The sequence below is a fragment of the Spirosoma panaciterrae DSM 21099 genome (assembly GCF_000374025.1).
Classification (GTDB): domain Bacteria; phylum Bacteroidota; class Bacteroidia; order Cytophagales; family Spirosomataceae; genus Spirosoma; species Spirosoma panaciterrae.
In genome coordinates, this window is record NZ_KB893239.1 from 128,407 (window position 1) to 155,086 (window position 26,680).

Sequence of the window (26,680 nt, forward strand, 5' to 3'; positions counted from 1 at the left end):
ACTTACTCATTTAAACACCATCGGTCGGCCTTCCTGCGGCACCAGAAACTGGCTATCGGGAATTGATTTTTCTTTAAGAGCTTTGCGCAAATCTTCGGCAGGTTCGAACAAACCATCGTCACCTTGTTGAAATGTACCAAAGTGAATCCCCACGGCCTGTCGGGCTTTCAGGTCGACAAACGCCTGAACGGCACCCGCTGGCGATACATGCACTGGCGCCATAAACCACTCCGGCCGATAGGAGCCAATGGGGAGCAACGCTAGTTTTATGGGTCCGCCCGACTGTTCGGCCTGCTCAGCAATGTGTTTAAAATGAGGGCCGTAACCACTGTCACCACAAAAGTATGTAATGCCAAAACCGGTATGAAGGAGATAGCCACACCAAAGCGTTTGGTCGCGGTCGCCCATACCCCGGTTACTGAAATGTTGGGCTTGTGTGCAGGTTAACCAAAGCTTATCATTGATGGTTAGGGTATCGTTCCAGTCGAGTTCACGGGTTGTCCGTCCATCAACCGATTTTGGTAAGTGCGAAACACCCAGGGGCGTCACAAAGAGGGGATTGTGCGTTTTGACCAGTTTCCTGATGGTTGGCAGATCAAGGTGGTCATAATGATTGTGACTCAGCAACACAACATCAATCGGGGGCAATTCCTCGAAGCGAAGTCCGGGTGGCCGTTTTCGCTTAATACCCAACCACGAAGTAGGCCCTACCCTATTTGACCAGACCGGATCGGTCAGGATATTCAGCCCAGCCGTCTGAATCAGAAACGTCGAATGATTTACAAACGTAAGCACTACGCTATCGCCCTCGATGCGGGTAGCGGGTCGGTCCCCTACGTAGGCATCGGGTTGCTCAGGCCAGGGACCTTTGTCGCGGTTCAATAACCATTTCAGCAGACTACCTGTACCTCGTTCCGGCATACCCGGGTTGAAAAACTTTTTACCATCGAAGTGATCTGTCACCGGGCCCTTATAACGCGGGGCACAGGCCGACACCAGTAAAATCAATCCTGAAATGAGAATCGGGAGCAGGTAATACATGCCGTCAATCTACGAATGAACCTGAATATAAATCGAATAACTAGCTGAATGTTCAAAACTTTCAGGGAATTCGCGAATATCAAAACACTCCTTATCTTTGAGTTATACTATTCCTCTCTACTAACCCAACTACCTATGTCCTCGCCAATTCGCGTAGTGTTAACGGATGACCACGAAATAATTTTAGATAGTTTATCCCTGCTTCTGGGCCGTATTGAAGGTGTGGAGGTCATTGGAGCATTAAACGACAGCCGGGATGTAGTCGATTTTCTCCATGAACATGAGGTCGATATTTTGCTTACCGATATGGACATGCCCGACCTAAACGGGATTAACCTGACGCTACAGGTTCGCCAGCATTTCCCCCAGCTTCGGGTGCTGATGCTGACCGTTTCGGAAGATGCCGACCGCATACGAGAGGCTTTCCGGGCGGGGATTTCGGGCTATGTGATGAAAAAAGCGGGGAAAGCGGAACTGGAGCGGGCCATTAAAACGCTGGCTCGCGGTGAAAAATATTTTTCCGAATCCGTCATGACCCAGTTGATGGCACTGCCCGTTGAATCGCCCCGCCCGACCGACGAAGCCCCTGCCCCACTGGTGCCCCTCACCGATCGGGAAATCGAAATTATCAAACTGGTGGCGCAGGAATTGTCGACCAATGCTATAGCCGACAAACTATTTATCAGCCCCGGTACCGTAGAAACCCATCGGCATAATATTCTCCGTAAGCTGGGCGTCAAAAACTCCATCGGTATCATCAAATATGCCGTAAAACATGGGTTGCTGTAAGGGCTAATGTTCAGGCAGCTATGTATGAAAAGATTGCGCTGGAAACTTTAAATTGCCCGTTATTCAGGCAAATTTCGTAACAAATCAAGCTCATTTCATGCATTTTACGACCTGGAACCTACTGTTTACAGGCATGGTCAGTTCGATTTTACTGCTCAATCTGGTTCAATGGAATATCTACCGTGAACGGATCTATGGGTTGTATGCCATATATATGCTGGCCTGGCTGGTATACTTCGGCCTGCGATTCGATGGTATAGCGGTATATACCTCATCCAGTCTGCAACAGTTCGTTCGTGGAACAGCCCCTATGCTGGCCTACGTTGTCTATTTCGATTTCATTGATGCGCTGATTCATTTACGTACCACCACGCCGTTTCTATTAAGGTTATTCCGTATTGGCCGTATTGTCATTCTGGTCTATGTCCTGCTGATTGGCCTTTTGTGTTTTGGGCATTGGAATGAATCCATCTTCAATATAGCCCATACAGTCATTCGGTTGCTCATTATCGGATTGGCTGCGTATGCCATTCCAAAAATCAACCAGTTGAAAGGCACCGTGCCGCGCTATCTGGCCATAGGCTCTGGTTTGCTTCTTCTGGGCGCTATTGCTTCCATGATTATGTCGATTGGCGAAGTATATAAACTGAACCCGGATTCGTTTTTGTACTCACCGCTGAGCTATCTGGAATTTGGGATTCTGGGCGAACTGATCTGTTTTACCCTCCTGCTCGGCTATCGTCAGCGACGAGGGGCCATTCAAAGTGCTATCATCGAACAGGAACTGGCTCGTGAGCGGGAACAACATCACCGGGAGCAGGTTGAAGCCGAACTGGAAAACGAAAAACTGCAGCAGCAGATGTCGGCCGTACAAATGAAAGCCCTACGGTCGCAGATGAACCCTCATTTTCTCTATAACTCACTGAATGCCATTCGGTTGTTTGTTCTGCAAAACGACAGCGATAACGCCGACAAGTTTCTGGTAAAGTTCTCCCGGCTTATGCGGCTGATTCTGGAAAACTCCCGGCAGGAATGGGTAACACTGGCCAGCGAACTCGAACAGTTGGAACTTTACCTCGAACTGGAACAGCTTCGGTTTGATAATAAATTCGAATTTTCGGTCGAAACCGATGCAGCAATTGCGCAGGAGAGTGTTTCTATACCTCCCATGATCATTCAGCCGTATATCGAAAACTCAATTCTGCACGGTATCGCGCACAAACTCGACCGGGGGCATATACGCGTCTCCGTTCGGCAGAATGGCGATAGTCTGCAATGCATTGTTGATGACGATGGTGTAGGCCGCCGGAAAGCGGCTGAGCTGAAGAGCAAAACCGTTTCGTCGCACAAGAGTGTCGGCCTTAAAGTGACCGAAGAACGGCTCCAGCTCATCAGTCAGCAAACCGGCAAACAAAGCGCCGTAACCATCATCGACAAAGCCGATGAAGCCCATCAGCCAATCGGTACGATCGTTGACATCCAATTGCCGCTATTGGCTATAGAAGTTTGATTAAAGAAGAGTTGAAAACAGCGAAATGCCGTTGTAAGAATAAGTTTGTAGAATACTACAACTCATTGCTCTCTACGATTACGTTTGCCGCTGGAGCGCCAGCCCGGTGCTATGATACGAACTTGAGCCTGCATTTGCAGCGGCACAGTAACAATTATCAACCTGAGTTCACCGACCAGGAGATTCAGGATGGCTCAAAAGTGCGTTCCTCGAAAGGAGCCTTACTACACTGCTTTGGTCGTTTAGCGGCTGGACTTTAATATCTTGATTTTCAACCCATGATTCCCATCATTAGTAGAATAGTAGCTTATACAGGCTTTTCACTTAAAGCCCTGCTTCGTCTATGCGTGTTACTACCACCTTATTGACGTCGTGTCTGATGGCTTGTGCTCTCACACTGGCCTGCGTTGACCCCTGGCTACTTACCTTACGGGCTACCAACGATGTCATTGTGGTAGATGGCACTATTACCAATCTGGCCGAAGCACAAACGATTCATCTTAACCGCTCTCAAGCGGATTCAGTCACAGGGCAATTTGGAACACTGCCCCTGACCAAAGCCCAGGTAGAAGTTGTTGTGGATTCCTCGCTGGTGATAGCCTGCCACGAAACCAGAGCGGGGAGCTATCAGTTACCCAGCGATTTCAAAGGACAGATAGGGCATGCTTATCAACTGCGGTTTACCCTGTCAGATGGTACCCAATACCTATCCACTCCGCAGATCATGCAGCCTGTACCCCCTATTGGTAAAGTAACCGCGAAGTTTAATCCCAAAGCCTTCCCAACGCCTTTCTCGGATAACGTCTATACGGCTGGACATGAGCTGTTTGTTGATTTTACCGATCCGGTCAATCAACGAAACTATTACCGCTGGAGGTGGACGCTTTATGAAACTCAGAAATGGTGCCGATCCTGTTATGAGGGTGTATATGCGAAGAATCTCCTGCAGCCGCTTGCCCCAGCTGTCTATCCCTACTACTACGTATCTACCCAGCAATCCTATGAAGACTGCTTTTCTCCACCTACCGGCAGCTTCCCCCGGACGCGTCTATCGAATCAATATGCCGATTATCTGTGTCGGACACAATGCTGGGAGATCATCCCTGGTTATGGCATCAATGTGTTTTCAGACCAGTATAGCAACGGTGGCCTGATTACGAATCGAAGCGTTGCCCATATACCTTTCTACCAGCAATCCCCTTGTCTGATAGATATCCGGCAGGAATCGCTGCCTATTGATGCGTACCAGTATTATGATCTGTTTCAACAACAAACCCAGCGCACGGGTGGGCTATCCGATACGCCCCCGTCGGCGCTGGGTGGTAATATTCATAACCGTTCGAATCAATCCGAAGTTGTTATTGGCTATTTTACAGCTTCCGCCGTTTCAGTTACCCACTATTATCTGCTTCGAAATGACACGCAAGGGCAAGCTTCTCCGGGCTTATTCTACGCCCTTAACGGCCGCTCGCCCGTAGCCGAAACGTACCTGGATTTCATTTTAAATCTGCCCAATGATCGTACGGCGCTATGTGTTCCGCTTGACGAACGAACCCCCATTAAGCCTGCTGGCTGGCCTTAATAAACTAAGGCGTTATGAGCAGCCTAACTTGAGTTCTTAGGAACTTGGCTTGTTCCTCAATCGGGTAAGCTATCTTCATCTCCCCGCTTGAATAGGCTTTTTTTAAATTGTGGGTAAAGCACCACCGTCTACTGAATAATTAGTCCCGGTAATATACGCTGCCTCCGATGATACCAAAAAGGCGACAAGGTTAGCAATTTCTTCTGGCTCTGCCATCCTGCCCACCGGAACACCTACTTTGTCCATAACTGATTGAAAAGCCTCCTCAACAGTACTATTTGACGACTTCGCTATCGTTTCAATAAAATCCAGCATTAACGGTGTTTTGACTACCCCTGGTGAAACGACATTTACCCGTATGCCTTTTGAGCCCAATTCATTTGCTAATGCTTTGCTGTAGGCATTCAAGGCTGCTTTTGCCGAAGAATAAGACATGGTCATCTCCCAGATCGGCTGTTTTGAAGCACCCGTAGATATATTGATGATTACACCGCTTTTTTGCCTAATCATGAAAGGCAATAGTGATTTGTTGATGCGGGTTACCGACAAAAAATTTAATTGCCAGTCATGATACCAATCGTCGTCCGAAAGAGTTTCGAAGCCACCACCAGGACTCAGGTTAGCGCCTGCGTTATTGACGATAATATCTATTCTACCAAATCTGTCTAGAATTTCCTTAGCGATAATTTCTGCGCTTCCAGCTTGAGTGAGGTCGGCCGCAATGAAGTGATGTCCGTTTGGGTTTCCTTCAGGTGCAGTTCGGGCAGTAACCACCACTTGGACACCTCTACTACTTAATTTATCGGCAATGGCCTTGCCTATGCCTTTTGTTCCTCCTGTTACTAAAGCAACCTGACCTTTTACTGCTGTATCCATCATGTTGATTAAAAATGAGTTGCAAAGTAAAATTCAATACTTTACTTTTGAAAGTAGTAACACTTTTGTATAGTAATAACAGAAAGTAAAGCCTTATTCAAAGTCAACTATTTATGGCTGATAAAAACTATAAAAAAAATGAGGAACGATGTGCACTTCAGGAAATTTTGGGTGTAATCGGGGGGAAATGGTCTATGTCGATTATTTATGCATTATTCACTGGCAAAAAGCGTTTCAGCGAATTAGAGCGACTTGTGCCAGGCATTAATACCCGAATGCTGGTCAAGGAATTGAAGAATATGGAAACAAATGGGATTGTCACTAGAAAGGTTTTCGCCACTGTGCCGCCTACTGTGGAATATACGTTGACGACAAAAGGTGAAAAATTAGAGCCCATCATTAATGAATTATATAAATGGGGGCTTGAATACGTTGGCTGACGACCATTTTATAACTATCCTATTCCGGTTTATTAGTCGTTTCCTATGACGCCCAATTCAGACAGCAGACAGCTTAGTGCGCCTGCGTCTAAGGCGGGAAGGATTATGGAGACTGTGCTTTTTAGAATACGTCGCTGATTTTTTTGTAGCTGTCAACGCGAGTCAGTACCCTATGCTCTACTTTTTGCCCAACTTTATTTATAAGGATCATTGGTCCGTTGACTTAGTATAGACAGCTAGTCACTAACAATCCGTTTATCTGCGTTTCCTTATGCACTTGACTTTAACACTCGACGCCCAGAAAACGCAGGTTCAAGCAGTAGCTGAGCAACTACGTTTACAGCCTACGGCACCTGACCGACTCGACTGTCCGTCCCACATAGGCAATGGGTTTGTCCAGGCTTACTACTTTCCCCTCGGGCTTACGGTGAATGTCTACCAATTACGGTTAAGCCAACCTATTTCGTTTGAAACCATCAACCCAGCCAACAGCGGAGTGTATTGCCTATTCATCAATCTCTCCGAGGAAGGGATTGAGAAAACCATCGACGGGAAAACGTTCGCGATCAATCAGCAGTCGCCCAACGGCATTTTCTACTACGCCCCCGCCAATCAGATTCGACAACAGAATGCGCAGAACCGTCAACTACGGTTTGTGGCGATAACCTTCACTGAATCCACATTTGAGCAATTAGTATCCCTTGAGCAAAGGGCCAAGGTAGTGCCGTCCTTGGGCAGTTTTCTGTTCCTCGACATAGACGTACCAATGCAATCGCAACTCCAGCAACTTTTTACTAGGAATACAGGGAGTGAATTGGAGTTGAACAAGCTGGCGAAATATACGTTGACGCTGGACATATGGACGGCCGTTTTGAACAAAGTATTGCAACGTCAGTCAGTAGCCGACACGAGCGGGTTGTTTGAACAGGATATACACAAGCTGTTCGCGGTGCGCACCTACCTACTTACTCACCTCAACGAAACAGTGTTGCTGACCGACTTGGCGGCAATGGTTGGGTTTAGCGAAAGCAAGCTCAAACGACTTTTCCCACGACTATTTGGCCGAAGTGTTTACCAATATCAACTGGTTGCGCGCATGGAGAGTGCCCGCCAACTGCTAACGTCCCGGCAATTCAGTGTTTCGGAAGTCGGTTACCAGGTGGGTTACACCAACATGACGCACTTTGCCGAAGCCTTTCATAAGCATTTCGCACTCAAGCCCCGCGATTTTCTCCGAATGATTAAGAATAAAAGCTTTTCCCAGCCTGAATCGGTTAGTAACTGACCGTTTAGGGTTATTTCTGGGCAAAAATAGCCAATAAGTTTGTGTCGTACCAACAAACGCAATTGAGCTATGAAAACAGTCTTCGTCACGGGCGGGTCAGGATTTGTGGGAAAAAACCTGATCGCCATGCTGCTGGAAAAGGGCTACGCGGTTAGAGCGTTGGCCCGGTCAGCTAAAACTGCCGACTTTGTGCGCCAACTGGGTGCTATTCCAATCCAAGGCGATCTACAAAACCAGCCTGCGCTGCAAGCCGGAATGGTGGGCTGCGCAGCCGTATTTCATCTGGCGGCTTCGGTCGACTTCTGGGCCGACGAGAAGATACTTTGGGTCGACCACGTTAATGGTACCGAAAATATGCTGAAAGCCGCGCAGCTTGCTCGTGTTCCCAAGTTTGTGTATTTGAGCGCAGCGTCGGTCATCATGGACGGTCGCCCTATTGTCGATGCGGATGAGCAGTATGTGTCTAACCACATTATAGACGGCTATTCAAAGACCAAACTGGTGGCGGAACAGCGGGTGCTACAAGCTAACTCGCCATCGATGGAAACAGTAGCCATTCGGCCTCCGCTTATTTGGGGTAAAGGTGACACGTCGGCTCTCCCACAAATCGTCGAAGCGGCTCAAAAGGGGCAGCTAGCGTTTATCGGCGGGGGGAAGCATCCTTTCGTTACCAGCCACGTTCGCAACGTTTGTCACGCGCTCATCCTGGCGGCAGAAAGCGCAATTGGCGGAGAGGTGTTCTTCGTGACCGATGGCGAGACATTACAGTTCAAACAATTTCTGACGGATATGCTGGCGACGCAGGGCATCAAAGCACCGGATCGCTCAGTACCCCTGGGTGTAGCCAGAGCAATGGCCCAAGTTATGGCGTGGTTCTGGCGGACCTTCCGTCGCCCGGGCCATCCGCCTTTGTTTCCAGGCATGATTAACACGCTTGGGTTACCCTTCCTTGTTTCGGACGCTAAAATCCGGCGTGTGTTGGGCTTCAAAAACCTTATTTCTGTTCAGGAAGGGCTTCGGGAAATGAAGTAGTTCAAACCTGTAAAGCATAAACTTACTTACCCCATAAAAACCATTTTGTTTGTGTTGAAGGCATGGTGTCGAGTTCTCGGGCCGAATTGTGTGGATGAAAGAACCTAACGACGCCCAGGGGAGGCCAAAAACGGATGAGAAGAATCCGGATAGCCGATTGCATTGGTACGTCGAGGAACATAAAACTACCTGTGCTGGTAATGGCTTTGGCAATACACTTAATTTTAAGTATTTAACAAGCGTTCATAAACCTTATATATATTGAGTATACAGGATACCTCAAGACTGGAGGATTTAAAGGGATATCTAACACACGAATACTTATTTTATATCTTTTGTCAACTTTCACAGTCGACGCTGGTTTAACACACGTAACTGATAGAGCCGATATTAAAGAAGGTTAATGTTGCCGAACGTTCAAAAACTGGTAATATTGCCAACCGGTACGAAGCGTCAGGCTGACAATGGCCGAACAGGCAACGGCCGCAAAAAATAGCGGATGTCCGTTTGTTGGTGACAGGCCACGGACACCCAAATTTCGCAATGAAAATATCCCTGTTTGTTCTACTTAGTGCCATCAGCCTGTGTAGGGCTTACGCCCAGCCAACGGCAGACTCAGCAGTCAACCGAACTAATAGTCTGAAAATTAACCCACTGAGCCTTATTGTCGGCGACGTATCTGTGTTTTATGAACGGATGCTGACCAAACGTGCATCGCTGGTGGGTGGGGTGGGCTTCGGTTCGGAAACGTATGAATATCACAACGCCAACACCCCCTCGCCAAGATTATTTCACTATAAGCGGGTTACCTTGGAATACCGGCATTATTTCCCTAAGCGTCCTTTGTCCCCCACTGGCTTTTACGCAGGTGTATACGGTCGCTATGCCGGGCTCACGCTCTACGACTATCAGTTCGACGATCAGGGGACTGTTATTCGAGACCCGAGCGGTAAGTTAGTCAGGGCTATCCAGCAGCTTTACGTCTGGATGCCCGGCGTTATGGCTGGTGTACAGACAAGCACACCGCGAGTCGTAGTCGATTTGTTTCTGGGACTTCACTATCAACTACCGACCAGCGGTCCCCCTCTTAAGGCAGTTCTGCCAGAACAGATGAGCCGGCAAGGTTTTACGCCCCGCTTTGGGCTGACCCTGGGCTATCGGTTTTGATGATGAGATCGTAGGACTTCTTACTATGACACCCAAGGCGGCCTGTTGGTAAGAACGGTCTATGCGTATCAGGATGGTCCTATGACGATGGACATAAGCGACTATCGAGCCGTAAATGGGATTCAGCTCCCGTATCATTCGATCGATACTAACTCAACTGGGCAATATGTAACCCAAGTGAGCAAATATGAATTTAATACTGGCCTGAGCGACGAGGAGTTTGTAGTTAAATAATCCATGCTCTCAAAGCAACCTCCCTCTACTAATAGTTTCTTTTATAGCCTCTCTGCCCTGGCTCTTTGTTATACTGAAGCCTTCCGCCCAACAAGGCATAGTCAGTGACGGTGGACTGTTTTTCTTTTCAAATGACGAATTAACTGCTCGGGCGGGGCTCTCCCTTTCCGAAGAACTACCCAGGAAGAGGCAATTGAAATTTCTAATTCACGAAAAATCGTAGCCGTTTGAGATCGAATCATTCACGGATATGATTCGGTTTCAGATGAACTGACCTGGGGCATCGTAAGAATGCAATGGCCTTTTTTACAAATAGAAGCAAAAAAGCTATTAAACGAGTAACCCAATTTCTTAAGCAGCTACCGGAATCTGTACATATACCTGAGTGCCCCCCTGATCGCGGTTTGTGATCTGGCAGGTGCCGCCCAGACGCTCCAGTCGCGATTGAATATTGTGTAGTCCGATACCACTCCTTGCCTTACCGGAAGCAATACCTTGTCCGTCGTCCTGAACGGTTAGGGCCAGAATTCCATTCTGGCGGGCCAGCGTAATATCGGCCTGACGCGCCTTGGCATGTTTGAGGATATTATTGACTAGCTCGAGTGTAATGGCATAGAGTTCGTAGGCCGTTTTCCCCCGAACATCCTCTCCCGACTCGTCTACTGCAAGCTGAAATTTGGTCCGGTTCTGTACGTTCAACGTATCGGTCAGTTTGATCAGCGCGGCCTGCAGTCCCTGCTTTTCCAGAATCTCAGGCATCAGATTGTGCGATATGGCCCGGATGTCGTCGTACACTTCCCCTAAGTGCTCCAACAGACGGTTGTGTTCACGGAGTTGCCGGTCATCGAAAGTGTCGGTATCGAAAGCTTCAAACCGCCATTTCAGAGCCGACACTTTAGCCGCTACACTATCGTGCAATTCGCTGGCTACCCGCTTGCGTTCGATGGTCTGCCCGCGATAGAGTGCTGCTTCGATTTCCGCATTCTTTTGCGAAAGCTCTACATTTTTCGCTTTCAACTGCCGATTCGACCAGAACACATACCCCAGAATACCCGCAGCCGCAACCAGCAGGGCAATCAGAAAATTACGGAGTTGTTCGAGTTTGTCGTTTTCCAGCGACTGAATCTGTGCTTCCTGCTGCGCCTGTTTCAGCCGAACGCCCTGCTGTTTCTTCTCAAATTCGTAAGTCATGCTGGCTACCGTTGCCTTTTGCATAGCCTCTTCGTTCAGCATGGTATCGGCTTCGGCTTTGTACCATTTGTAATACGTGAGCGCCTTCGCGGGTTGCCCCATATGGTCATACGCTTCGGCCATCTGCCGGATGTATTCCGTTCGTTCGGGGCGCATCTCCTTCACCCCTCTCGTCCAGTCGAGGCCAACTTTCGCCGAAGCAGCCGCTTTATCATACTGCTTTAGCGCCAGGTAAATCTTCCCAAAATTACTCTGTGCGTTATGCTCAACCACATCCTGGGTATCTTCTACGGTCTTTCGGTAGGTTTCCTGCGCCTTCTTGCTGTATTCCAATGCCTTATCATACTGCTTGAGTTCAATATACAATCGCCCGGTTATGCCGTAGGCTCTGGCCAGCGAAGCAGGCTGGTAAGGGCTGGAATAGGCGTTGACCAATCCAAGCATGAGGGGTAACGCCTTAGCATACTGCCCTTTGCGCTCCATAATCTCCGCCTGCCGACCCGTCAGAAAGTGCTGCACCATCTGATCGTTTAGTCGCTGGGCCACCGCCTTAGCCTCCGTAAAACAGGCCATAGCCTCGTCGTAACGGTTCAGTTTAATGTACACCGCTCCCAGATTGGGCAAAGTCGACCGTAAGCCTTTCCAGTCCTGAATTTTTTCCTGAAGACGTCGGGCGTTGAGCCATAGATTAATGGCCGCTACATAATTGCCCTCACCCATTTTCATGATCGCCATTTCGTTGTAGGCCTGCGCTTCCCATTTCTGGTCGTGCCCCTGCTGAAATTTTTTCAACGACTGATCCAGCAAGGTTCGGGCCCTGGGCAACTTGTCCATGATGTTTTCGTAAAGCTGCGCCCGCCGTAAATACACCTGCCCTTCCAGCGACAAATCATGACTAGCTATAGCCATTCTCAACGCGGTATCCAACTGAGCATGGGCCGATTTGGTATCCGACAGGTAGTCGGCTTCAATACGAGCCAGCGCCAGTCGGGCACGGATCTCGCCAGGCTTATAGGCTACTTTCCGGGCTACCTGCATCGCCTGCATGAGTGTCTGCCGAGCCAATGAATCATAGCCATTCCACCACAGGTTTGTTGCCAGTTCGTGCATTGTTTTTACGCGGTTGCTATCGACAGGCAGTTTGGTAAGCTGAGTCTTTAATGAGTCGATGATGGGGTTCTGCGCAACAGCCATCGTACAGCTCAGGCAGAGAATGAGTAGGTAGCGCATGGTGAAAAAGAGTGAAAGAGCGAATGAGTGAAAGAGCGAAATCGAGCCACCAAAGTGGACGAACGGAGAATAATCGACTAAGTCAAAGGTAAGCCAATAATCTCACAATGAGCAACTTTTCGCTCTTTCGCTCATTAACCCTTTCGCTCTTTACGTAAATCTACAGGTTTTCCTATAGATACAAAATATAGGTTTTTCTGAACGGAAATCCGGGCATTTCCCGATTTCTCACCGAGGCCCCATCCGCCAACTTTGTATCAGTCAAAACGACAACAACTTTTCACCTCAAGATAGATACGAAATCATGGCAACGATTGTAAACCGCTACGTAATCCGCCACCTCTCTGGCACCAAAGCGAATCAAGTCGAAGAGTTCGACTACAAGAAGTACAATGAACTGACCTTTGGTCGGGCGGCTACCAATGTGGTCCGATTCGACCCCGAACGAGACGCAGCCGTTTCTCGCGAACATGGCAAAATTGTCCGGGAAGCCGGTAAAGAGTTCGCCTTCACACTGGTCGATAACAATTCGCGGAATGGCATTTTTGTCAACAAAAGCCGTATTGCCGGTTCGTCCCCGATTCAACCAGGCGACGAAATCCAGTTGGGTCAGGGCGGGCCGGTATTCCAGTTCGATTTGAACCCTCGTCCGGCCGAGCTGATGATGAGCACACGCGTAGTCGACATTCCCACCTCCATAAAACCCACGACAGAACTGAGCCTTGCCGAAACCGTAGCGGCTGGCTCTTCGAACGACAATGAGATGGCGGTTCCGCACAAAGTGGGGTTGGGCAAACAGACGGTAGAACGGATGATGATGACCGAGCGCCGGAAAACCAACAAGTCGGTACTGGTCGGTGTAGCTGCTCTGCTAGTTGTGCTCTCCGGTTTAGCGTATGCGTTCAAAGATAAAATCAAACCCGAAGTAAAAACGATAACGATCCACCAGCACGACACCACGAAAATTATCGAACCCGTTAAGGAGGGCCTTAGCCCCGAACAGATCGCTTCAGAAAACACGGGTAAAGTGGTATTCATCGAATTTGGCTACAAACTGGTTCATACGACGGGCGAAGACATTTACCATGAATACATGCCGATCAAGCTAAAGGATGGCTCAATCATCAACAAAGCCGTGTACATCGAAACCGCTCCGGGCAAAATAGAGCCACTGCTGGGCCTGAAACGAGATGTAGCAGTTGGTAAACCCATTGCGATGGTAGGCGCCAGCGGAACCGGATTTGTTATGTCGCCCCAAGGCCATATCATGACGAACCGACACGTGGCAGCCGCCTGGAATTCATACTACAGCTTCCCGCAGGATGCTTTCCCCGGAATTCTGCTGGTTCAGGGAGCCAAAGGATGGGAAATCAGTGCGCAGCCCGTTCAGGAATTCCGGTGGGTGCCCGGCGAAACCCAGTTCTTCGGCAAGAAACCCATGTCGGGCAAAATCATCGATGGGGTCAACACCTACATGGATGTTACGTTCAACAAAAATGAACAGCGTTTTCCGGCCCAGGGTAAGCCCATCGTTTCGCAAAAGCATGACGTGGCCGTTATCAAGATTGACATTGGCGAGTCGCTGACCCCTGTTAAAGTACTCGATGCCGATAAAACCATCGCACCTGGTCAGCCAATCACGGTAATGGGTTACCCCGGCATTTCGCCCGATGTGTTCGTAGGTGAGTACTCGTCCGACTTCTCGAACCGCAATCCGCAAATTGTAAAAGTCCCTGATGCCACCGTAACCCCCGGCTACATTGGGAAGCTGATCCGTGGCCAGGCAGCCGGAAAAGCAGCCGCTTATTACAGCGAATTTGGCGACTACTATCAATTGACCGCCAATTCAACGGGTGCTGGTAACAGTGGTGGCCCGGTGTTCGACAAAAATGGCAATACCATCGGTATCTTCTCTGCCAGCACCAACAGTGGCGATGCAACCCGGATCACCTTCGCCATCCCCATCAAATACGGACTGGAACTGATGGGTCGTCGGCAGGTGGTCGAATAAAACTAGTGTACAGCAACCGGCTTACGGGAGCGGAAAGCCCTCAGTTCCCGTAAGCCGAACAATAAACAATCAAAAAACTAACGTCATGTCACCTGTTCACCCTTTCCTAAACCGCACCGTTGCTGGCTACCGCCTGACTGAGTATGTAGGGGCCGGTGGTATGGGTGAGGTGTTCAAAGCCACCCATGTCGAAACAGGCAGACAGGCAGCAGTCAAGGTATTGTACCGCCCCGAATTTGCCGCCCGATTCCGCAACGAAGCACTGGTACAAGCCTCCATTTCGCACCCAAACATTGCCGCCCTGTACGATTTCAGTTTCCTGGATGATCGCCCGGCTTTAGTTATTGAATGGATCAGCGGCCTGGGGTTAGACGTTATGATCCAGCGAAAGAATCGATTGAGCAACGAAGAAGCCACCCGGATCATCAAACAGACTGCTAAAGCCATGGCTTACCTGCACCAAAAAGGCATTGTACACCGCGATCTGAAGCCATCCAATGTTCAGATTCAGCCCAACGGTCAGGTAAAGCTGGTGGATTTCGGGATTGCGAAAGGCCAGTACACTCCTCAGTTGACGAAAGTAGGGTATGCCGTTGGAACCACTGAATTTATGGCGCCTGAGCAGTTTCGGGGATCGGTCGATGCCAAATCGGATGTGTGGGCACTGGGCGTTATGCTTTATGAAATGACAACCGGCCACTTACCCTTCAACGCTACAAATCCGCTTCTGCTGCGGCAACAGATCGAACGAGGCCAATTCACACGTCCTCAATTGCTTAACCCAGCCATCTCGCCCGAATTGGCCGCCTTGATAAACCAGTGTTTATCTGTAAATTCGGTAAAACGACCAGCCGCCAACGAAATCGAGTCGATCCTGGAACAGCCTGCTGAATCGGGGTACCGGATCGAAAAAGCATGGGCTCAGTTCAACCTGCCGGCCGTCGACTGGTCTTTTGCCTTCCAGTCGTTTCGCTATTGGTTGTTAGCCGGGTTAGCTGGTATTGGTATCCTCATCCTGCTGAACAGTATGCACACTGAACCCGAACCCACCAATCGAACAGTGGATAAACCCGTAAAACCGAATGTTCAGTATGAACAGGTAAAAGTCGAAGTACTCAACGCTGATTATGAGCTTGAACTGGTTTCGCCCGACGGGAGCGTACAATCGCAGGAACCGTTTGTGGTGAACCGAAAACCTGGTCAGCCTACTCCCATTACCATTCGTTACCGGGGTGTTGAGCAGCAGTACACCATACCACCCCAAGTTAAAGACATTTATCAGTGTTATTTCGACCGATAGCAACGACATCAGCATGAAAAATTTCTTCAAATGGCTATTTGGGCAAGACGAGCCAACAACGCTGCCGGAAACAGCCGAATCGGTAATCGACCAACCAACTCAGGTCACTTCGCCACCAGTCGTCACAACTCAGGCCGATGAAATCAATGCCGTGGTGGTTTCTGACCTGGGAAATGTACGCCAGAACAATGAAGATACCGGGCTGTTTGTCCGGCTGGCCGACGAAGGGCTTCGGCGAATCAAAGGACACCTGCTCCTGGTAGCGGATGGCATGGGCGGCCATCTGGCCGGAGAAGTAGCCAGTCAGATGGCCGCCGAAATCATAAACCGGGAATACTTTCAGCACAACGAAAACATCGAAAAAAGCCTGGGTCGGGCGTTTCAGGTGGCGAACCGACAGATCTTCGACGAAGCTCGGCAGCACGACACCTTCCGGGGTATGGGCACCACCTGCACGGCTATCGTGGTCCACGACCATCAGCTCTATTTTGCCCATGTTGGCGATAGCCGGGCGTATCTGTTCAAATCGGGGCAATTGATTCAGTTAACCCAGGATCACACGTATATTCAGGAATTACTGCGAAAAGGGGGGATAACGCCCGAAGCGGCCGCCAGCCATCCCGAACGTAATGTACTGACACAGGCCATGGGAACCAAAGCCGATATCCGGGTCGATCTGGGCCGCTGCATTCTTCCCTTCGACCAGGGCGACCGGCTGATGCTCTGCTCCGATGGCCTGTACGAGTACTGTCTGGAAGCCGATTTCAGCCGTGTGTTGCAACAGACTGACCTGCACGATGCCGCCAACGAACTGGTCCATTTGGCCAAAAGCCGGGGTGGGCACGACAACATTACGATTGTGCTGGCCGAACGCATCAACGCCGACCAGGGTGCTGTTCCGAAAGAAACCCGCGAATTCGATTTGCCTTTCACCCGTGATGTCGAACTCCCTCAATGACTACTACTATGCAATCCCCCATGCGAGGCCGATTAATCCACCATTACCGCGTTGAATCACTGCTGGGTGAGGGCGGAATGGGGACCGTTTACCAGGCCATCGATACCCATCTCGAACGTCCGGTAGCCGTCAAGATGCTGCATCCGCACCTCGTCAGTCAGACCTCGTTTATGGAACGTTTCCGCAACGAAGCGCTGATTCTGGCTCGGCTCAACCATCCCAATATTGCCGTCGTTTACAATTTTCTGCAGGATGGAGCGGACTATTTTATGGCGATGGAATTTGTAGAAGGCGACAGTCTGGAAGCGCTGATCCGTAAAACAGGGGCATTATCGGCTCCGGTCGCAGCCGAAATTGTCAGGCAAGGTCTTGAGGGCCTTTCTCATGCCCACCGGAAAGGTATTTTACACCGTGACATTAAACCCGCCAACCTGATGCTGACGCCCGAGGGAACGGTAAAGCTGATGGACTTTGGCATTGCCCGCGTTATTGGAAACCAACGGCTAACCCAGGTAAATCGCATCGTTGGTACACTCGAATACATGGCTCCCGAACTGGTGCAGGGTGAAGCGCCATCGGCAGCTTCCGACCTGTATGCCATGGGGATTCTGCTGTATGAGCTACTATCGGGAAAGCTGCCCTTTGCCAGCCGTACCGATTACGCACTGATGCAGGCTATCGTTCAGGAAAAGCCTACGGCACTTCGGAAACTGAACCCGCAGGTGCCCAAAGAGCTGGAAGCCATCGTTCACAAAGCGCTCGATAAAAATCCAGCCAGACGGTTTACGGATGCCAAAGAATTCCAGAAAGCACTGCAACCGTACTATTCGCAATTGGCTATCCTCGACCCATCCAGGCTGGTCGCTTCAACGCCTGCGCCTACAACCGATGTATGGAACATCCAGCCCATACGGCAAACGGTACTGGCAGAAACCAAAGTAACGCCTGCCGCAACAGAGTCGGTCATGGCGCATCCGGCTATGCGATGGGCTTCCGACAACTGGCAAACCTTGTTGGCAGGTGGCCTTACGCTGGTGGCGCTTTTGTTCATCAGTCTGATCCTTTTCGACCAGTCCGATAAACCCCAAACCACGGCCGAGCAAACGCAAACGGTTGTTCCTCAACAAAAGAAACAAGCGAAGCTAAAACAACCTGAAGCGGTAACCGATCAGCCCAAAACGGAGGTAGCTCTGGCTTCAGAAACGCCAACTACGATCTCATCCCCGCCCCCAACGCAACCCAAAACCGTTACGCCCATTCCGGTAGAGAAGAAAGAAAAAACACCCCAACCCAAAACCGTACTCCCCAGGCAGTATGTTGCCGGACCGACCGAGGTCAAAAAATCGGGAACCGGATCGCCTGTAACGCCCTCTGAAACACCTGTCAATCCGATCACACCCGCTACCAAATCGGAACATACACCCGAAACAGTAGCTCCAAAAACAACCGCTCGAAAATCAATTGTCATCCGGCGCTTGCGGGTCAATCTGGCGCTGCTGGACGGGCTGTCGTCGGATGCTTCGCAGGAAGGTCAATCGATTCGTTTTCGGGTCACTGAACCCGTTGTCAGTGAGGGCGAAGTAGTCATTCAGAGCGGGGCCATAGCCTATGGCGAAGTAAGTCGTATCAAACGGGCCGATGGCGAGATGTTCCGCAAACGAAGCTTGCTGGAGTTTCGCATCAACAGCGTGGAAGCCGCCAATGGCAAACGGATCGCCCTGCGGTCGGCCACCATCAGTGATGAAGCCAAAGGACAGGCAGTACTTTTTCACCCCGGTCAAACCTTCGAGGTGCGCACGGGCGACGACGTATTAACTTTTTAGATCAGACTATTTATTCACCTACTTAACGCATCTTCCTCATGCAATTTCTCCGTATTTCCTTTCTTCTTCTGGGTATTAATCTGCTTTCATCGGGTACGCTTTGGGCACAAACCATTCGTCAACGATCGACCACCGAAGGGTTAAGCCTGGGTTTACAGGGGCACTATATGGGCTGGTCATCGGACTACTTTCAGTTTCTGGATGAAAATGCAGGCTCAGGTCCCGGTATCGGTGGGCGGGTAGGGTACGGTCTGAACCAACGCTACGAAGTGTTTGGCCAGTACGACTACACAAGCCTGAACTCCGATAAAATAGCGGGCAAATCGTTCCATTTTTCCCATCTGACGGGTGGCGTTCGGTTCAACTTTTCGGCTACTACCCGTGCTTTACGTCCCTATGCCGAGCTGGGCTATGTCTATCAAACCGGGAAAGCGGATCAGGTTCTTAACGTGAGTGGTGGGCGCGATAATCTGATTTTCAAAGGGGGAGCCTTACACGTTGGGGCGGGCCTACAGTATTTTGTGGCACTTCCGGTGGCTATAACCTTGAATGGTAGCTTTCAGACCCTGGGCAAATACCCTGTCTCGCTGAACGGTTTCGATCTCAACCAAAAGGCCGATGTAACCTCATTCCGCATCTCAGCAGGGGTAGCCGTGTATTTGAGTGAATTGTTTTAGAACAAACTCAACTGGCCCGATTTGGCGAAAGCACCTTCATGCTCCAGCAACCATTGCTTTCGCCATAAGCCGCCTGCATACCCGGTCAATGAACCATCTGATCCAATGATCCGGTGGCAGGGCACAACAATCCAAAGCGGATTCCGGCCGTTGGCGGCTGCTACGGCCCGGATTGCTTTTTCATCGCCAATACGTCGTGATAGCGCCAGATACGACTGTGTGGTTCCGAACGGCACATTGAGTAAAGCCTTCCAAACGGTTTGCTGAAACTCGGTCCCAGCCGGATTCATCCGAAAATCAAATGTTTGTCTGGTACCGGCAAAGTATTCCTGCAATTGCTGTACTGCCTGCCTAACCGGATCGGCTATTGCCTGATCTTCCTTGTTTTCCGGGGCTTCTTCGGCTTGCGAAACATCGGTGCAGGAAATCACTGAAACGCCATTGGCATCGCCCGAAACCCGAACCCAACCCAGGGGCGACTCAAATACGACGGTGTTCATGGCAGATGGTTTATAATCCGTTGCAAATGATTGAACCGCAAAGACGCAAGGGCGCGAAGAACACGGTCTTTTTTCCCATTCTTTGCGTCTTTGCGGTTTAGCTTCATTCTATCTCTTCGTAATCAACTCAGCCGCCTGGGTGTCGACCAGCCAGATGAGTTCGCCCTGTGTCGGTTTAATGACCTGCGATGGGTACTGGTCCGGGTCGTATTCCCCCTCCAGTACTTCTTTAAGGGGAGCTGCTTTCTTGGGACCAGCCACTAAAAATGCGACACAACTGGCCCGGTTCACAAGAGGGGCAGTCAGCGTGAGCCGGTACATAGCCTGCTGGGTCAGAAAAAAGGCTTTGGTCCAGGCTGTTTGTTCATGAACGACTTCGGTACCGGGAAACAACGAGAGCGTATGCCCATCGTCGCCCATACCGAGCAGCACCAGATCGAACGTTGGGCCCGTATCACCAAAATAGTCATGTAAAACCCGGTCATAATCGGCCGCTGCGGCATCAGGCTCCAGATCAGTTCGCCATACGTGTATCTGGCTTTCAGGCGTGTAGACGTGACCCAGCAACGTATCATAGGCCATCCCGGCATTGCTCTGAGGATCATCGATCGGTACGTATCGTTCGTCGCCCCAGAAGACGTGCAACTGTAGCCACGGAATTTGCTCAACATAAGGCGATTTGGCCAGCAGTTCATGCAGTGCTTTAGGGGTGCTGCCGCCCGATAATGCAATGGTAAATCGATCCTGCTTTTTAAGTACGTCTTTGATACGCTTTGTAATAAACTCTGCTGCTGCTTTTGCCAGATCGGCCGGATTCTTTTTAACAATCAGTTGCATGGATTAATACAATTAGGATTCAGGCTGAAACACAGAGGCACAGAAACCACAGAGCTTATACGTTTTATCATACTCTATGGTCTCTGTGCCTGTAGTAGTAAATACAGCTTATGGATTCACGAAGTCTTCGCGCATAGGAGTGAATAGATCGACCAGTACTCCCGCATCCACACAGACCGCCCCATGCCACACATTCGATGGAATGTAATAGGCATCGCCCTCACGAACCGTACGGGTTTCGTCGCCGATGGTAATCTCGAAAGCCCCACTGGCCACATAACTCATCTGGGTATGATGGTGGCTATGCGGAGTACCGATACCGCCCGTCTCGAAGGCCACTTTCACCATCATCAGGCTGGCATCGTAGGTCATGATTTTACGCTTCACCCCCTCGCCTACCGTTTCCCACGGCAGATTCTGGTCATCGACAAATAGGGCCGCTAATTGGGTTGTCATAGGTGCAGTTTCCCGTTTTCTGTTCGTAGTTCACTTATTTCATCATCCAGTGAAAGCCATCTTTCTCCACCAGTTGCATAGCGGCCTCGGGGCCCCAGGAACCCGGTGCATAGTTGGGAAAGTCAGGGGTTTCAGACTCCCAGGCATCCAGAATAGGCGTAACAACTTTCCAGGCGGCTTCTACCTGATCGGCCCGCATAAACAGCGTGGCATCGCCCGTCATCACATCAAGCAGCAGGGTTTCGTAGGCTTCGGGTTCCTGACCAGCGTAAGCATCTTTGTAGCTAAACACCATTTCGACCGGATCGATGGCGAGTGTCTGTCCCGGCCGCTTGGCCTGGAACCGCAACCGAATATCCATGCCGGGCTGAATCCCGATCGTCAGTCGGTTCGACTGCCAGCTATGGGTGGCTTCGGAAGGAAATGCGTAATAGGGAGCGGGCTTAAACTGGATCGTGATAACCGTTGCTTTCTCGGGCAACGACTTTCCCGTTCGCAGATAGAAAGGCACATCTTCCCACCGCCAGTTATCGACAAAGAGCTTGACAGCCGCAAACGTTTCGGTAGTCGAGTCGGGTTTTACTCCTTCTTCTTCCCGGTAGCCCGGAATCGGTTTACCATCTTTTTCACCAGGACCATATTGCCCACGCACCGCTACATCATTGACTTCTTCGGGCTTTATCCGACGAATGGCATTGAGCACATCTACTTTTTTGTTCCGAACCTCGTTGGCATCAAAGGAGATCGGGGCTTCGGTAGCCACCATGCATAATACCTGAAGCAGATGATTCTGAATCATATCGCGCAGGGCTCCAGAGCCTTCATAATAGCCCCCACGCCCTTCCAGCCCTACGGTTTCAGCCGCCGTAATCTGTACATAATCGACATAACGACGGTTCCAGATCGGTTCGAACAGGGAGTTGGCAAACCGAAGCGCCAGAATATTCTGAACCGTTTCCTTGCCCAGATAATGGTCGATTCGGTAAATCTGTTCTTCGGCAAACAACCCGCCCAGCAATGCATTCAATTCCTGAGCCGTTTTCAGGTCGCGGCCGAAGGGCTTCTCAACTACAACCCGAACCCGCGATTTATCACCACAAAGCGGAAGTTTACCCAGATTGGTAGCAATCCCCGGCACCAGTTGTGGAGCCACGGCCAGGTAAAACACCACATTGGCCTGAACACCCCACTCGCTCTCTTTACCAGCCACAAAATCGGACAATTTTGTGTATGAAGCTTTATCCCCCGCATCCATCTGAAGATACGATACCATGGGAGCAAACGACTTCCAGGCATCATCAGGGCCATTTTTTCGCCGGGAGAACGATTGGACCCCTTCGAGCAGGCGCTCCCGAAACGACTCATCGGTATAATTACTCCGACCAAGCCCAACAACCGCGAAGCGGTCAGACAGGTATTTGTCGAGGTAAAGATTGTAGAGAGCAGGAGTAAGTTTACGCAGGTTCAAATCGCCACTGCCGCCGAAAATAAACAGTATGGTAGCAGCCGGACGCTGGTTAGTTGCAGGAATCATTAGAAAACGGATTGTTGCCTAACAGAAAGACGGTGCAAGTTACCCGCCTTCCCGTTGTCGAACAAGTTTAAATGTGTTTGCGTCGTGCAGAGTGTCGGCATGACCTTTGCACTTATTCCCTCAAACCGCTTCAATTAACTTTTTTGTTCATTCTGACCACAATTATTTAATTTACCGAATTAACTTTAACGATTAAAATAAAGTCTACTATTTACGTAAACTGTACGTTTAAGGTCTTTTATGGAGCAGGTCATTGACTTTTTCCGACGACTCACTGACTCAAGCGACTGGCCCCCCCGCTGGTTTTGCGGAAACTGGACCGATTTTCATGGCTGGCTGTATATTGGTTCCGATCTGATGATCTGGCTGGCGTATATGGTCATTCCGATGATTCTGGTTCGATACCTGTTTGTCAAAAAAGGCGTCCCCCTACCGGGTGTTTTCTGGCTTTTTGGCGCCTTTATTCTCCTCTGCGGGCTCACTCACCTGCTGGATGCCATCATTTTCTGGGTGCCCATTTACCGGATCAGTGCGCTGATACGCTTTCTGACTGGCCTCGTCTCTATCGCTACCGTGCTGGCGCTGTTCCGGTATTTTAACGAAGCCGTGGGCCTTCGTACATCAAAAGAATACGAACGTGAGTTATCGTTTCGGCAACAGGCCGTTCTGGAACTGACCCGGTCGAACGAAGAGCTGCAGCAGTTTGCCTATGTGGCATCGCATGATTTGCAGTCGCCCTTAAAAACCATCTTCAATTACCTAAATTTATTGAACAATAAGTATGCACCGCAGCTTTCTGAAGATGCCCGCAAACTGATCACGATTTCGATGAGTGCGGCTGAACGGATGCGTACGTTGATCGATGATCTGCTCGACTTTTCGCGGGTCGGCTCAAATGTAGTCTTTACAGAGGTGAACCTGAATGCGATCGTATCGGAAGTGCTGGAAGAACAACAGGACGAAATCCGGGCCAGTGGTGCCAAACTGGACGTTGGGGCGCTTCCTATTCTTAAGGCGCACCCTACCGACCTGAAACAGGTCTTTCAAAACCTGATCTCGAACAGTTTGAAATACCGAAAAGCCGGTGTATCGCCCCAGATTACGATTCGGGCTATTGACGTGTCGGATCAGTTCTGCTTTGCGGTTCGGGATAATGGGATCGGGATTGAACCCCAGTATTTCGACCGCGTTTTTCAGATTTTCCAACGGCTGCACGGACGACACGAATATTCAGGCACAGGGATCGGACTCGCAACCTGCAAAAAAGTTGTCCATATTTACGGTGGACAAATCTGGATCGAAAGCGAACCCAACGTAGGCACAACTTTTTACTTTACAATTCCTAAAACCATTAAAACGACGCATCATTATGCCCAAACCGATTCGGTGCATTCTGCTGGTTGACGACGACCCCGACGATAACTTTCTGCATCAGATCGTAATCGACGATTCAGGTCTGTGCGATCAGGTACGGATTACCACCACCGGCATGGAGGCTCTGCAGTATCTGACGGATACCGCCCACCCTGCTTATGTGCGTCCAGACTTCATTCTGACGGATATCAACCTACCGGGCATGAATGGATTTGAGTTCCTGGAACGCTACCAGCAACTGGATAATCAATTGAAATGCCAGCATGCCGTTCTGGTGCTGACGACATCACTCAACCCACTCGATACCAAACGGGCGGCTCTGTTGCCTGATATTAAGGGGTATTACGCCAAACCCCTCTCAGAATCCATTTTACAATCAATGGTCAATCAGCACCTCCACCAATAACGTGGTGCCCCTGCCTGATCACCCGTCCTGTGCTACCCTGAACTATAGAAAATCAGGGTAGCACAGACTTTTCTTCGTATTCATGCCTAAGCCATCAAACTACAGGCTAATTTTGCACGAATACATGTACGTTTTACTAATCAAGCTTACCAGATGAAAATTGCCATTGGCTCCGACCATGCCGGTTTCCAGTACAAAGAAGCCATCAAACAAATGCTTATCGACCTGGGTCACGACGTCATCGATAAGGGAACCTATGCCGCTACGCCTTCTGTCGATTATCCCCTGTTTATTCGTCCGGTAGCCGAGGCCGTCGCTGCAGGTGATGTAGAGCGGGGCGTTGTACTGGGTGGATCGGGCAATGGCGAGGCCATAGCTGCCAACCGGGTTCGGGGTGTTCGTTGTGGTCTGTGCTGGAATGAGGAGTCGGCCCGGCTGTGTCGGCAGCATAACGATGCCAATGTGATTTCGCTGGGCGAACGGATGATGAGTCAGGAAACAGCCCTGAAACTGGTTCAGATCTGGCTGGATACCCCGTTTGAAGGCGGTCGCCACCTGGCCCGTATTCAGGAACTGGATAATTATTGATATAGGATATAGGATGTATGATGTTTTTTCTGGTTATACATCATACATCCTATAGCTTACATTATGCGCATTCTCTGGCAGTATCTAAGGCCCTATCGCTGGCTGGCTCTGGCAGCGCTGGCCCTTGCAGGAATTGCTCAGATTCTCGCCCTGGTTGATCCTATTATTTTCGGTAAAATCATTGACCAGTATGCAACCCATCCCGGTCAGAAAACCGAGTCGGAAAAAGTCAAGGGTGTGCTGCATTTACTGACTATCGCTATCGGCGTAGCCATTCTGTCGAACATTACCAAAGCCTTTCAGGAGTATTTTACCCGCCTGGTCGTTCAACGATTTGGGACCGACATTTTTGATGCAGGGTTGCGACAAACACTCCGGCTATCGTATCAGGAATTTGGCGATCAGAGTAGTGGGGCTACGTTATCGACGCTACAAAAGGTTCGGACCGACACCGAGAAGTTTATCAACTCCTTCGTCAATGTCCTGTTTTCGTCCATCGTGGGTATGGGGTTTCTGATCTGGTATGCCATCACCAAACACTGGGCGCTCATTCCGGTCTTTCTGATTGGCGTATTACTGCTGGGCGGCTTGACCGGCTTACTTAGCAAACAGATTAAAACCACCCAGCGCACCATCAATCGGGAAACCGCCCTGCTTTCGGGCGTCATTACCGAATCGTTGCGAAATATTGAGCTCATCAAAAGCCTCGGCCTGACCTTCCCCGAGATACGTCGGCTCAAAAGCCTGACAGCCCGTATTTTTGATCTGGAAATTACCAAAGTGCGTCGGGTCCGCTTATTGACATTCTGGCAAAGCACAACCTTAAACGTGCTGAAACAATCCGTTTTGTTTACCCTCCTCTGGCTCATTTTTCGAGATGTACTCAGCACGGGCGAGTTGATCTCCATGCAGTTCATTTCCGTCTCGATCTTCAACCCATTACAGGATCTGGGGAACATTATACTGGCCTATCGGGAAGCTGAAGCCGGATTGAACAGTTTCGAGAAACTGATGGAAAAACCCATCGAACGGAACCCGGAAGCCGCTATCGAAGTAGGGCCTATCGAACATTTGCGGTTTGAGCATGTAGTTTTCCGGCATACGGGAGCCACACAGAACGCCATCGACGGGGTCTCCTTCGAAGCCTCCCTGGGCGACACCATTGCCTTTGTTGGGCCATCAGGATCAGGGAAGTCGACAATGGTTAAATTGCTGGTTGGCCTGTATCGACCTGTTGATGGCGAAATTTATTACAACGACATTTCGACCAAAGACCTCCGTTTTAATCCCATGCGTCGGCAAATTGGGTTTGTTACGCAGGAAACTCACCTATTTTCGGGCACCATCCGCGAAAATCTGGCTTTCGTCAGGCCCGATGCTACCGAAGCCGATATGCTCGACGCTCTGGATAAAGCGGCCGCCGAACATCTGTTAACCCGCTCAGGAAAAGGGCTCGATACGCCCATTGGCGAAGGGGGGCTGAAGATGTCCGGTGGCGAAAAACAACGGTTGTCGATTGCCAGAGCATTGGTTCGGCACCCCCGGCTGTTAATTTTTGACGAAGCCACTTCGGCCCTTGATTCGCTCACCGAAGAAGAAATTACCGACACCGTTCGGAGCGTTTCGGCCCTTCATGAGCAAATTACGATTTTAATTGCCCACCGCCTATCGACAATTATGCACGCCAACACCATTTTTGTGCTTGAAAAAGGAAAGATCGTTGAGACGGGTAGCCACGATGCATTGTTAGCGCAGAAAGGTCTATATTACGCCATGTGGCGGCAACAGATTGGCGAACGTAAATCCGGCGCTGCCCCAGCGATCTAACCACCAATTCCC

General features: G+C 50.1%; 24 protein-coding genes. 17 read left to right on the forward strand and 7 right to left on the reverse strand.

What is annotated here, in order from left to right; genetic code table 11:
- Window positions 1–6: 6 nt before the first annotated feature.
- The gene (locus B153_RS0131490; RefSeq protein ID WP_020600740.1) at window positions 7–1,041 is read right to left on the reverse strand and encodes an MBL fold metallo-hydrolase; all 1,035 of its coding nucleotides are present in this window, start codon (window positions 1,039–1,041) and stop codon (window positions 7–9) included.
- 135 nt (window positions 1,042–1,176) lie between these two features.
- Here B153_RS0131490 and B153_RS0131495 point away from each other — a divergent pair, with 135 nt between their 5' ends.
- The 4 genes from B153_RS0131495 to B153_RS0131505 all read left to right on the forward strand — a co-directional run bounded on the left by B153_RS0131495 (window position 1,177) and on the right by B153_RS0131505 (window position 4,922).
- Complete coding sequence (locus B153_RS0131495; protein ID WP_020600741.1) at window positions 1,177–1,830, forward strand: response regulator; 654 nt, start codon at window positions 1,177–1,179, stop codon at window positions 1,828–1,830.
- A gap of 97 nt (window positions 1,831–1,927) precedes the next feature.
- Entirely contained in the window at window positions 1,928–3,340 is a 1,413-nt protein-coding gene (locus tag B153_RS38635; RefSeq protein ID WP_020600742.1) for a sensor histidine kinase, read from the forward strand.
- Window positions 3,341–3,405: 65 nt separating this feature from the next.
- Complete coding sequence (locus tag B153_RS38435) at window positions 3,406–3,600, forward strand: hypothetical protein (protein ID WP_211221723.1); 195 nt, start codon at window positions 3,406–3,408, stop codon at window positions 3,598–3,600.
- An 83-nt stretch (window positions 3,601–3,683) separates the two neighbouring features.
- Window positions 3,684–4,922 (forward strand): DUF4249 domain-containing protein, encoded by a 1,239-nt coding sequence (locus tag B153_RS0131505; protein WP_020600743.1) that lies wholly within the window; start codon window positions 3,684–3,686, stop codon window positions 4,920–4,922.
- 102 nt (window positions 4,923–5,024) lie between these two features.
- Here the strand turns inward: B153_RS0131505 and B153_RS0131510 are convergent, their stop codons facing one another.
- On the reverse strand, window positions 5,025–5,801 hold the full coding sequence (locus B153_RS0131510) for an SDR family oxidoreductase (protein ID WP_020600744.1): 777 nt from the start codon (window positions 5,799–5,801) through the stop codon (window positions 5,025–5,027).
- 110 nt (window positions 5,802–5,911) lie between these two features.
- On the opposite strand from B153_RS0131510, the gene B153_RS0131515 reads away from it, so the two are divergent.
- The 4 genes from B153_RS0131515 to B153_RS0131535 all read left to right on the forward strand — a co-directional run bounded on the left by B153_RS0131515 (window position 5,912) and on the right by B153_RS0131535 (window position 9,722).
- The gene (locus tag B153_RS0131515; RefSeq protein ID WP_020600745.1) at window positions 5,912–6,238 is read left to right on the forward strand and encodes a winged helix-turn-helix transcriptional regulator; all 327 of its coding nucleotides are present in this window, start codon (window positions 5,912–5,914) and stop codon (window positions 6,236–6,238) included.
- Between the two features lie 271 nt (window positions 6,239–6,509).
- Window positions 6,510–7,523, forward strand: a complete 1,014-nt coding sequence (locus B153_RS37030) for a helix-turn-helix transcriptional regulator (protein ID WP_020600746.1) — start codon at window positions 6,510–6,512, stop codon at window positions 7,521–7,523.
- A 69-nt stretch (window positions 7,524–7,592) separates the two neighbouring features.
- Window positions 7,593–8,555, forward strand: a complete 963-nt coding sequence (locus B153_RS0131525) for an NAD-dependent epimerase/dehydratase family protein (RefSeq protein WP_020600747.1) — start codon at window positions 7,593–7,595, stop codon at window positions 8,553–8,555.
- Between the two features lie 543 nt (window positions 8,556–9,098).
- A complete protein-coding gene (locus tag B153_RS0131535; protein ID WP_020600749.1) occupies window positions 9,099–9,722 on the forward strand; it encodes a hypothetical protein in 624 nt (207 codons plus the stop codon).
- Window positions 9,723–10,307: 585 nt separating this feature from the next.
- Here the strand turns inward: B153_RS0131535 and B153_RS0131545 are convergent.
- Complete coding sequence (locus tag B153_RS0131545; protein WP_020600751.1) at window positions 10,308–12,377, reverse strand: tetratricopeptide repeat-containing sensor histidine kinase; 2,070 nt, start codon at window positions 12,375–12,377, stop codon at window positions 10,308–10,310.
- A 304-nt stretch (window positions 12,378–12,681) separates the two neighbouring features.
- Here B153_RS0131545 and B153_RS0131550 point away from each other — a divergent pair, with 304 nt between their 5' ends.
- From B153_RS0131550 to B153_RS0131570, 5 genes are all read left to right on the forward strand, one after another.
- Entirely contained in the window at window positions 12,682–14,388 is a 1,707-nt protein-coding gene (locus B153_RS0131550) for a trypsin-like peptidase domain-containing protein (RefSeq protein WP_020600752.1), read from the forward strand.
- A gap of 85 nt (window positions 14,389–14,473) precedes the next feature.
- On the forward strand, window positions 14,474–15,688 hold the full coding sequence (locus tag B153_RS37035; RefSeq protein ID WP_020600753.1) for a serine/threonine-protein kinase: 1,215 nt from the start codon (window positions 14,474–14,476) through the stop codon (window positions 15,686–15,688).
- Between the two features lie 13 nt (window positions 15,689–15,701).
- Entirely contained in the window at window positions 15,702–16,646 is a 945-nt protein-coding gene (locus tag B153_RS36270; RefSeq protein WP_020600754.1) for a Stp1/IreP family PP2C-type Ser/Thr phosphatase, read from the forward strand.
- A gap of 8 nt (window positions 16,647–16,654) precedes the next feature.
- Complete coding sequence (locus B153_RS37040) at window positions 16,655–18,469, forward strand: serine/threonine protein kinase (RefSeq protein ID WP_211221724.1); 1,815 nt, start codon at window positions 16,655–16,657, stop codon at window positions 18,467–18,469.
- Between the two features lie 38 nt (window positions 18,470–18,507).
- Window positions 18,508–19,146, forward strand: coding sequence for a porin family protein (locus B153_RS0131570; RefSeq protein WP_020600756.1), 639 nt, complete (start codon window positions 18,508–18,510; stop codon window positions 19,144–19,146).
- Here B153_RS0131570 and B153_RS0131575 read toward each other — a convergent pair.
- From B153_RS0131575 to zwf, 4 genes are all read right to left on the reverse strand, one after another.
- The gene (locus tag B153_RS0131575; protein WP_020600757.1) at window positions 19,143–19,646 is read right to left on the reverse strand and encodes a methylated-DNA--[protein]-cysteine S-methyltransferase; all 504 of its coding nucleotides are present in this window, start codon (window positions 19,644–19,646) and stop codon (window positions 19,143–19,145) included. The genes B153_RS0131570 and B153_RS0131575 overlap by 4 nt on opposite strands.
- Window positions 19,647–19,754: 108 nt before the next feature.
- Complete coding sequence (gene pgl / locus B153_RS0131580) at window positions 19,755–20,483, reverse strand: 6-phosphogluconolactonase (protein ID WP_020600758.1); 729 nt, start codon at window positions 20,481–20,483, stop codon at window positions 19,755–19,757.
- A gap of 108 nt (window positions 20,484–20,591) precedes the next feature.
- Window positions 20,592–20,939: a cupin domain-containing protein gene (locus B153_RS0131585; RefSeq protein ID WP_020600759.1), complete on the reverse strand. Its 348-nt coding sequence runs from the start codon at window positions 20,937–20,939 to the stop codon at window positions 20,592–20,594.
- 34 nt (window positions 20,940–20,973) lie between these two features.
- Window positions 20,974–22,473, reverse strand: coding sequence for a glucose-6-phosphate dehydrogenase (zwf, locus tag B153_RS0131590; RefSeq protein WP_020600760.1), 1,500 nt, complete (start codon window positions 22,471–22,473; stop codon window positions 20,974–20,976).
- A 240-nt stretch (window positions 22,474–22,713) separates the two neighbouring features.
- On the opposite strand from zwf, the gene B153_RS0131595 reads away from it, so the two are divergent.
- From B153_RS0131595 to B153_RS0131610, 4 genes are all read left to right on the forward strand, one after another.
- Window positions 22,714–23,877 (forward strand): sensor histidine kinase, encoded by a 1,164-nt coding sequence (locus B153_RS0131595; protein ID WP_020600761.1) that lies wholly within the window; start codon window positions 22,714–22,716, stop codon window positions 23,875–23,877.
- A complete protein-coding gene (locus B153_RS0131600) occupies window positions 23,843–24,253 on the forward strand; it encodes a response regulator (protein WP_020600762.1) in 411 nt (136 codons plus the stop codon). Before B153_RS0131595 ends, B153_RS0131600 begins: the two co-directional genes overlap by 35 nt.
- Before the next feature lie 153 nt (window positions 24,254–24,406).
- The gene (rpiB, locus tag B153_RS0131605) at window positions 24,407–24,841 is read left to right on the forward strand and encodes a ribose 5-phosphate isomerase B (protein WP_020600763.1); all 435 of its coding nucleotides are present in this window, start codon (window positions 24,407–24,409) and stop codon (window positions 24,839–24,841) included.
- Between the two features lie 63 nt (window positions 24,842–24,904).
- On the forward strand, window positions 24,905–26,668 hold the full coding sequence (locus B153_RS0131610) for an ABC transporter ATP-binding protein (RefSeq protein WP_020600764.1): 1,764 nt from the start codon (window positions 24,905–24,907) through the stop codon (window positions 26,666–26,668).
- Window positions 26,669–26,680: the final 12 nt, after the last annotated feature.

Excerpts from the sequence above, each read along its gene's own strand:
- B153_RS0131490 (WP_020600740.1), bottom strand. The coding sequence starts at position 1,041 with ATGTATTACCTGCTCCCGATTCTCATTTCAGGATTGATTTTACTGGTG.
- B153_RS0131495 (WP_020600741.1), top strand. The coding sequence starts at position 1,177 with ATGTCCTCGCCAATTCGCGTAGTGTTAACGGATGACCACGAAATAATT.
- B153_RS38635 (WP_020600742.1), top strand. The coding sequence starts at position 1,928 with ATGCATTTTACGACCTGGAACCTACTGTTTACAGGCATGGTCAGTTCG.
- B153_RS0131505 (WP_020600743.1), top strand. The coding sequence starts at position 3,684 with ATGCGTGTTACTACCACCTTATTGACGTCGTGTCTGATGGCTTGTGCT.
- B153_RS0131510 (WP_020600744.1), bottom strand. The coding sequence starts at position 5,801 with ATGATGGATACAGCAGTAAAAGGTCAGGTTGCTTTAGTAACAGGAGGA.
- B153_RS0131515 (WP_020600745.1), top strand. The coding sequence starts at position 5,912 with ATGGCTGATAAAAACTATAAAAAAAATGAGGAACGATGTGCACTTCAG.
- B153_RS37030 (WP_020600746.1), top strand. The coding sequence starts at position 6,510 with ATGCACTTGACTTTAACACTCGACGCCCAGAAAACGCAGGTTCAAGCA.
- B153_RS0131525 (WP_020600747.1), top strand. The coding sequence starts at position 7,593 with ATGAAAACAGTCTTCGTCACGGGCGGGTCAGGATTTGTGGGAAAAAAC.
- B153_RS0131535 (WP_020600749.1), top strand. The coding sequence starts at position 9,099 with ATGAAAATATCCCTGTTTGTTCTACTTAGTGCCATCAGCCTGTGTAGG.
- B153_RS0131545 (WP_020600751.1), bottom strand. The coding sequence starts at position 12,377 with ATGCGCTACCTACTCATTCTCTGCCTGAGCTGTACGATGGCTGTTGCG.
- B153_RS0131550 (WP_020600752.1), top strand. The coding sequence starts at position 12,682 with ATGGCAACGATTGTAAACCGCTACGTAATCCGCCACCTCTCTGGCACC.
- B153_RS37035 (WP_020600753.1), top strand. The coding sequence starts at position 14,474 with ATGTCACCTGTTCACCCTTTCCTAAACCGCACCGTTGCTGGCTACCGC.
- B153_RS36270 (WP_020600754.1), top strand. The coding sequence starts at position 15,702 with ATGAAAAATTTCTTCAAATGGCTATTTGGGCAAGACGAGCCAACAACG.
- B153_RS37040 (WP_211221724.1), top strand. The coding sequence starts at position 16,655 with ATGCAATCCCCCATGCGAGGCCGATTAATCCACCATTACCGCGTTGAA.
- B153_RS0131570 (WP_020600756.1), top strand. The coding sequence starts at position 18,508 with ATGCAATTTCTCCGTATTTCCTTTCTTCTTCTGGGTATTAATCTGCTT.
- B153_RS0131575 (WP_020600757.1), bottom strand. The coding sequence starts at position 19,646 with ATGAACACCGTCGTATTTGAGTCGCCCCTGGGTTGGGTTCGGGTTTCG.
- pgl (WP_020600758.1), bottom strand. The coding sequence starts at position 20,483 with ATGCAACTGATTGTTAAAAAGAATCCGGCCGATCTGGCAAAAGCAGCA.
- B153_RS0131585 (WP_020600759.1), bottom strand. The coding sequence starts at position 20,939 with ATGACAACCCAATTAGCGGCCCTATTTGTCGATGACCAGAATCTGCCG.
- zwf (WP_020600760.1), bottom strand. The coding sequence starts at position 22,473 with ATGATTCCTGCAACTAACCAGCGTCCGGCTGCTACCATACTGTTTATT.
- B153_RS0131595 (WP_020600761.1), top strand. The coding sequence starts at position 22,714 with ATGGAGCAGGTCATTGACTTTTTCCGACGACTCACTGACTCAAGCGAC.
- B153_RS0131600 (WP_020600762.1), top strand. The coding sequence starts at position 23,843 with ATGCCCAAACCGATTCGGTGCATTCTGCTGGTTGACGACGACCCCGAC.
- rpiB (WP_020600763.1), top strand. The coding sequence starts at position 24,407 with ATGAAAATTGCCATTGGCTCCGACCATGCCGGTTTCCAGTACAAAGAA.
- B153_RS0131610 (WP_020600764.1), top strand. The coding sequence starts at position 24,905 with ATGCGCATTCTCTGGCAGTATCTAAGGCCCTATCGCTGGCTGGCTCTG.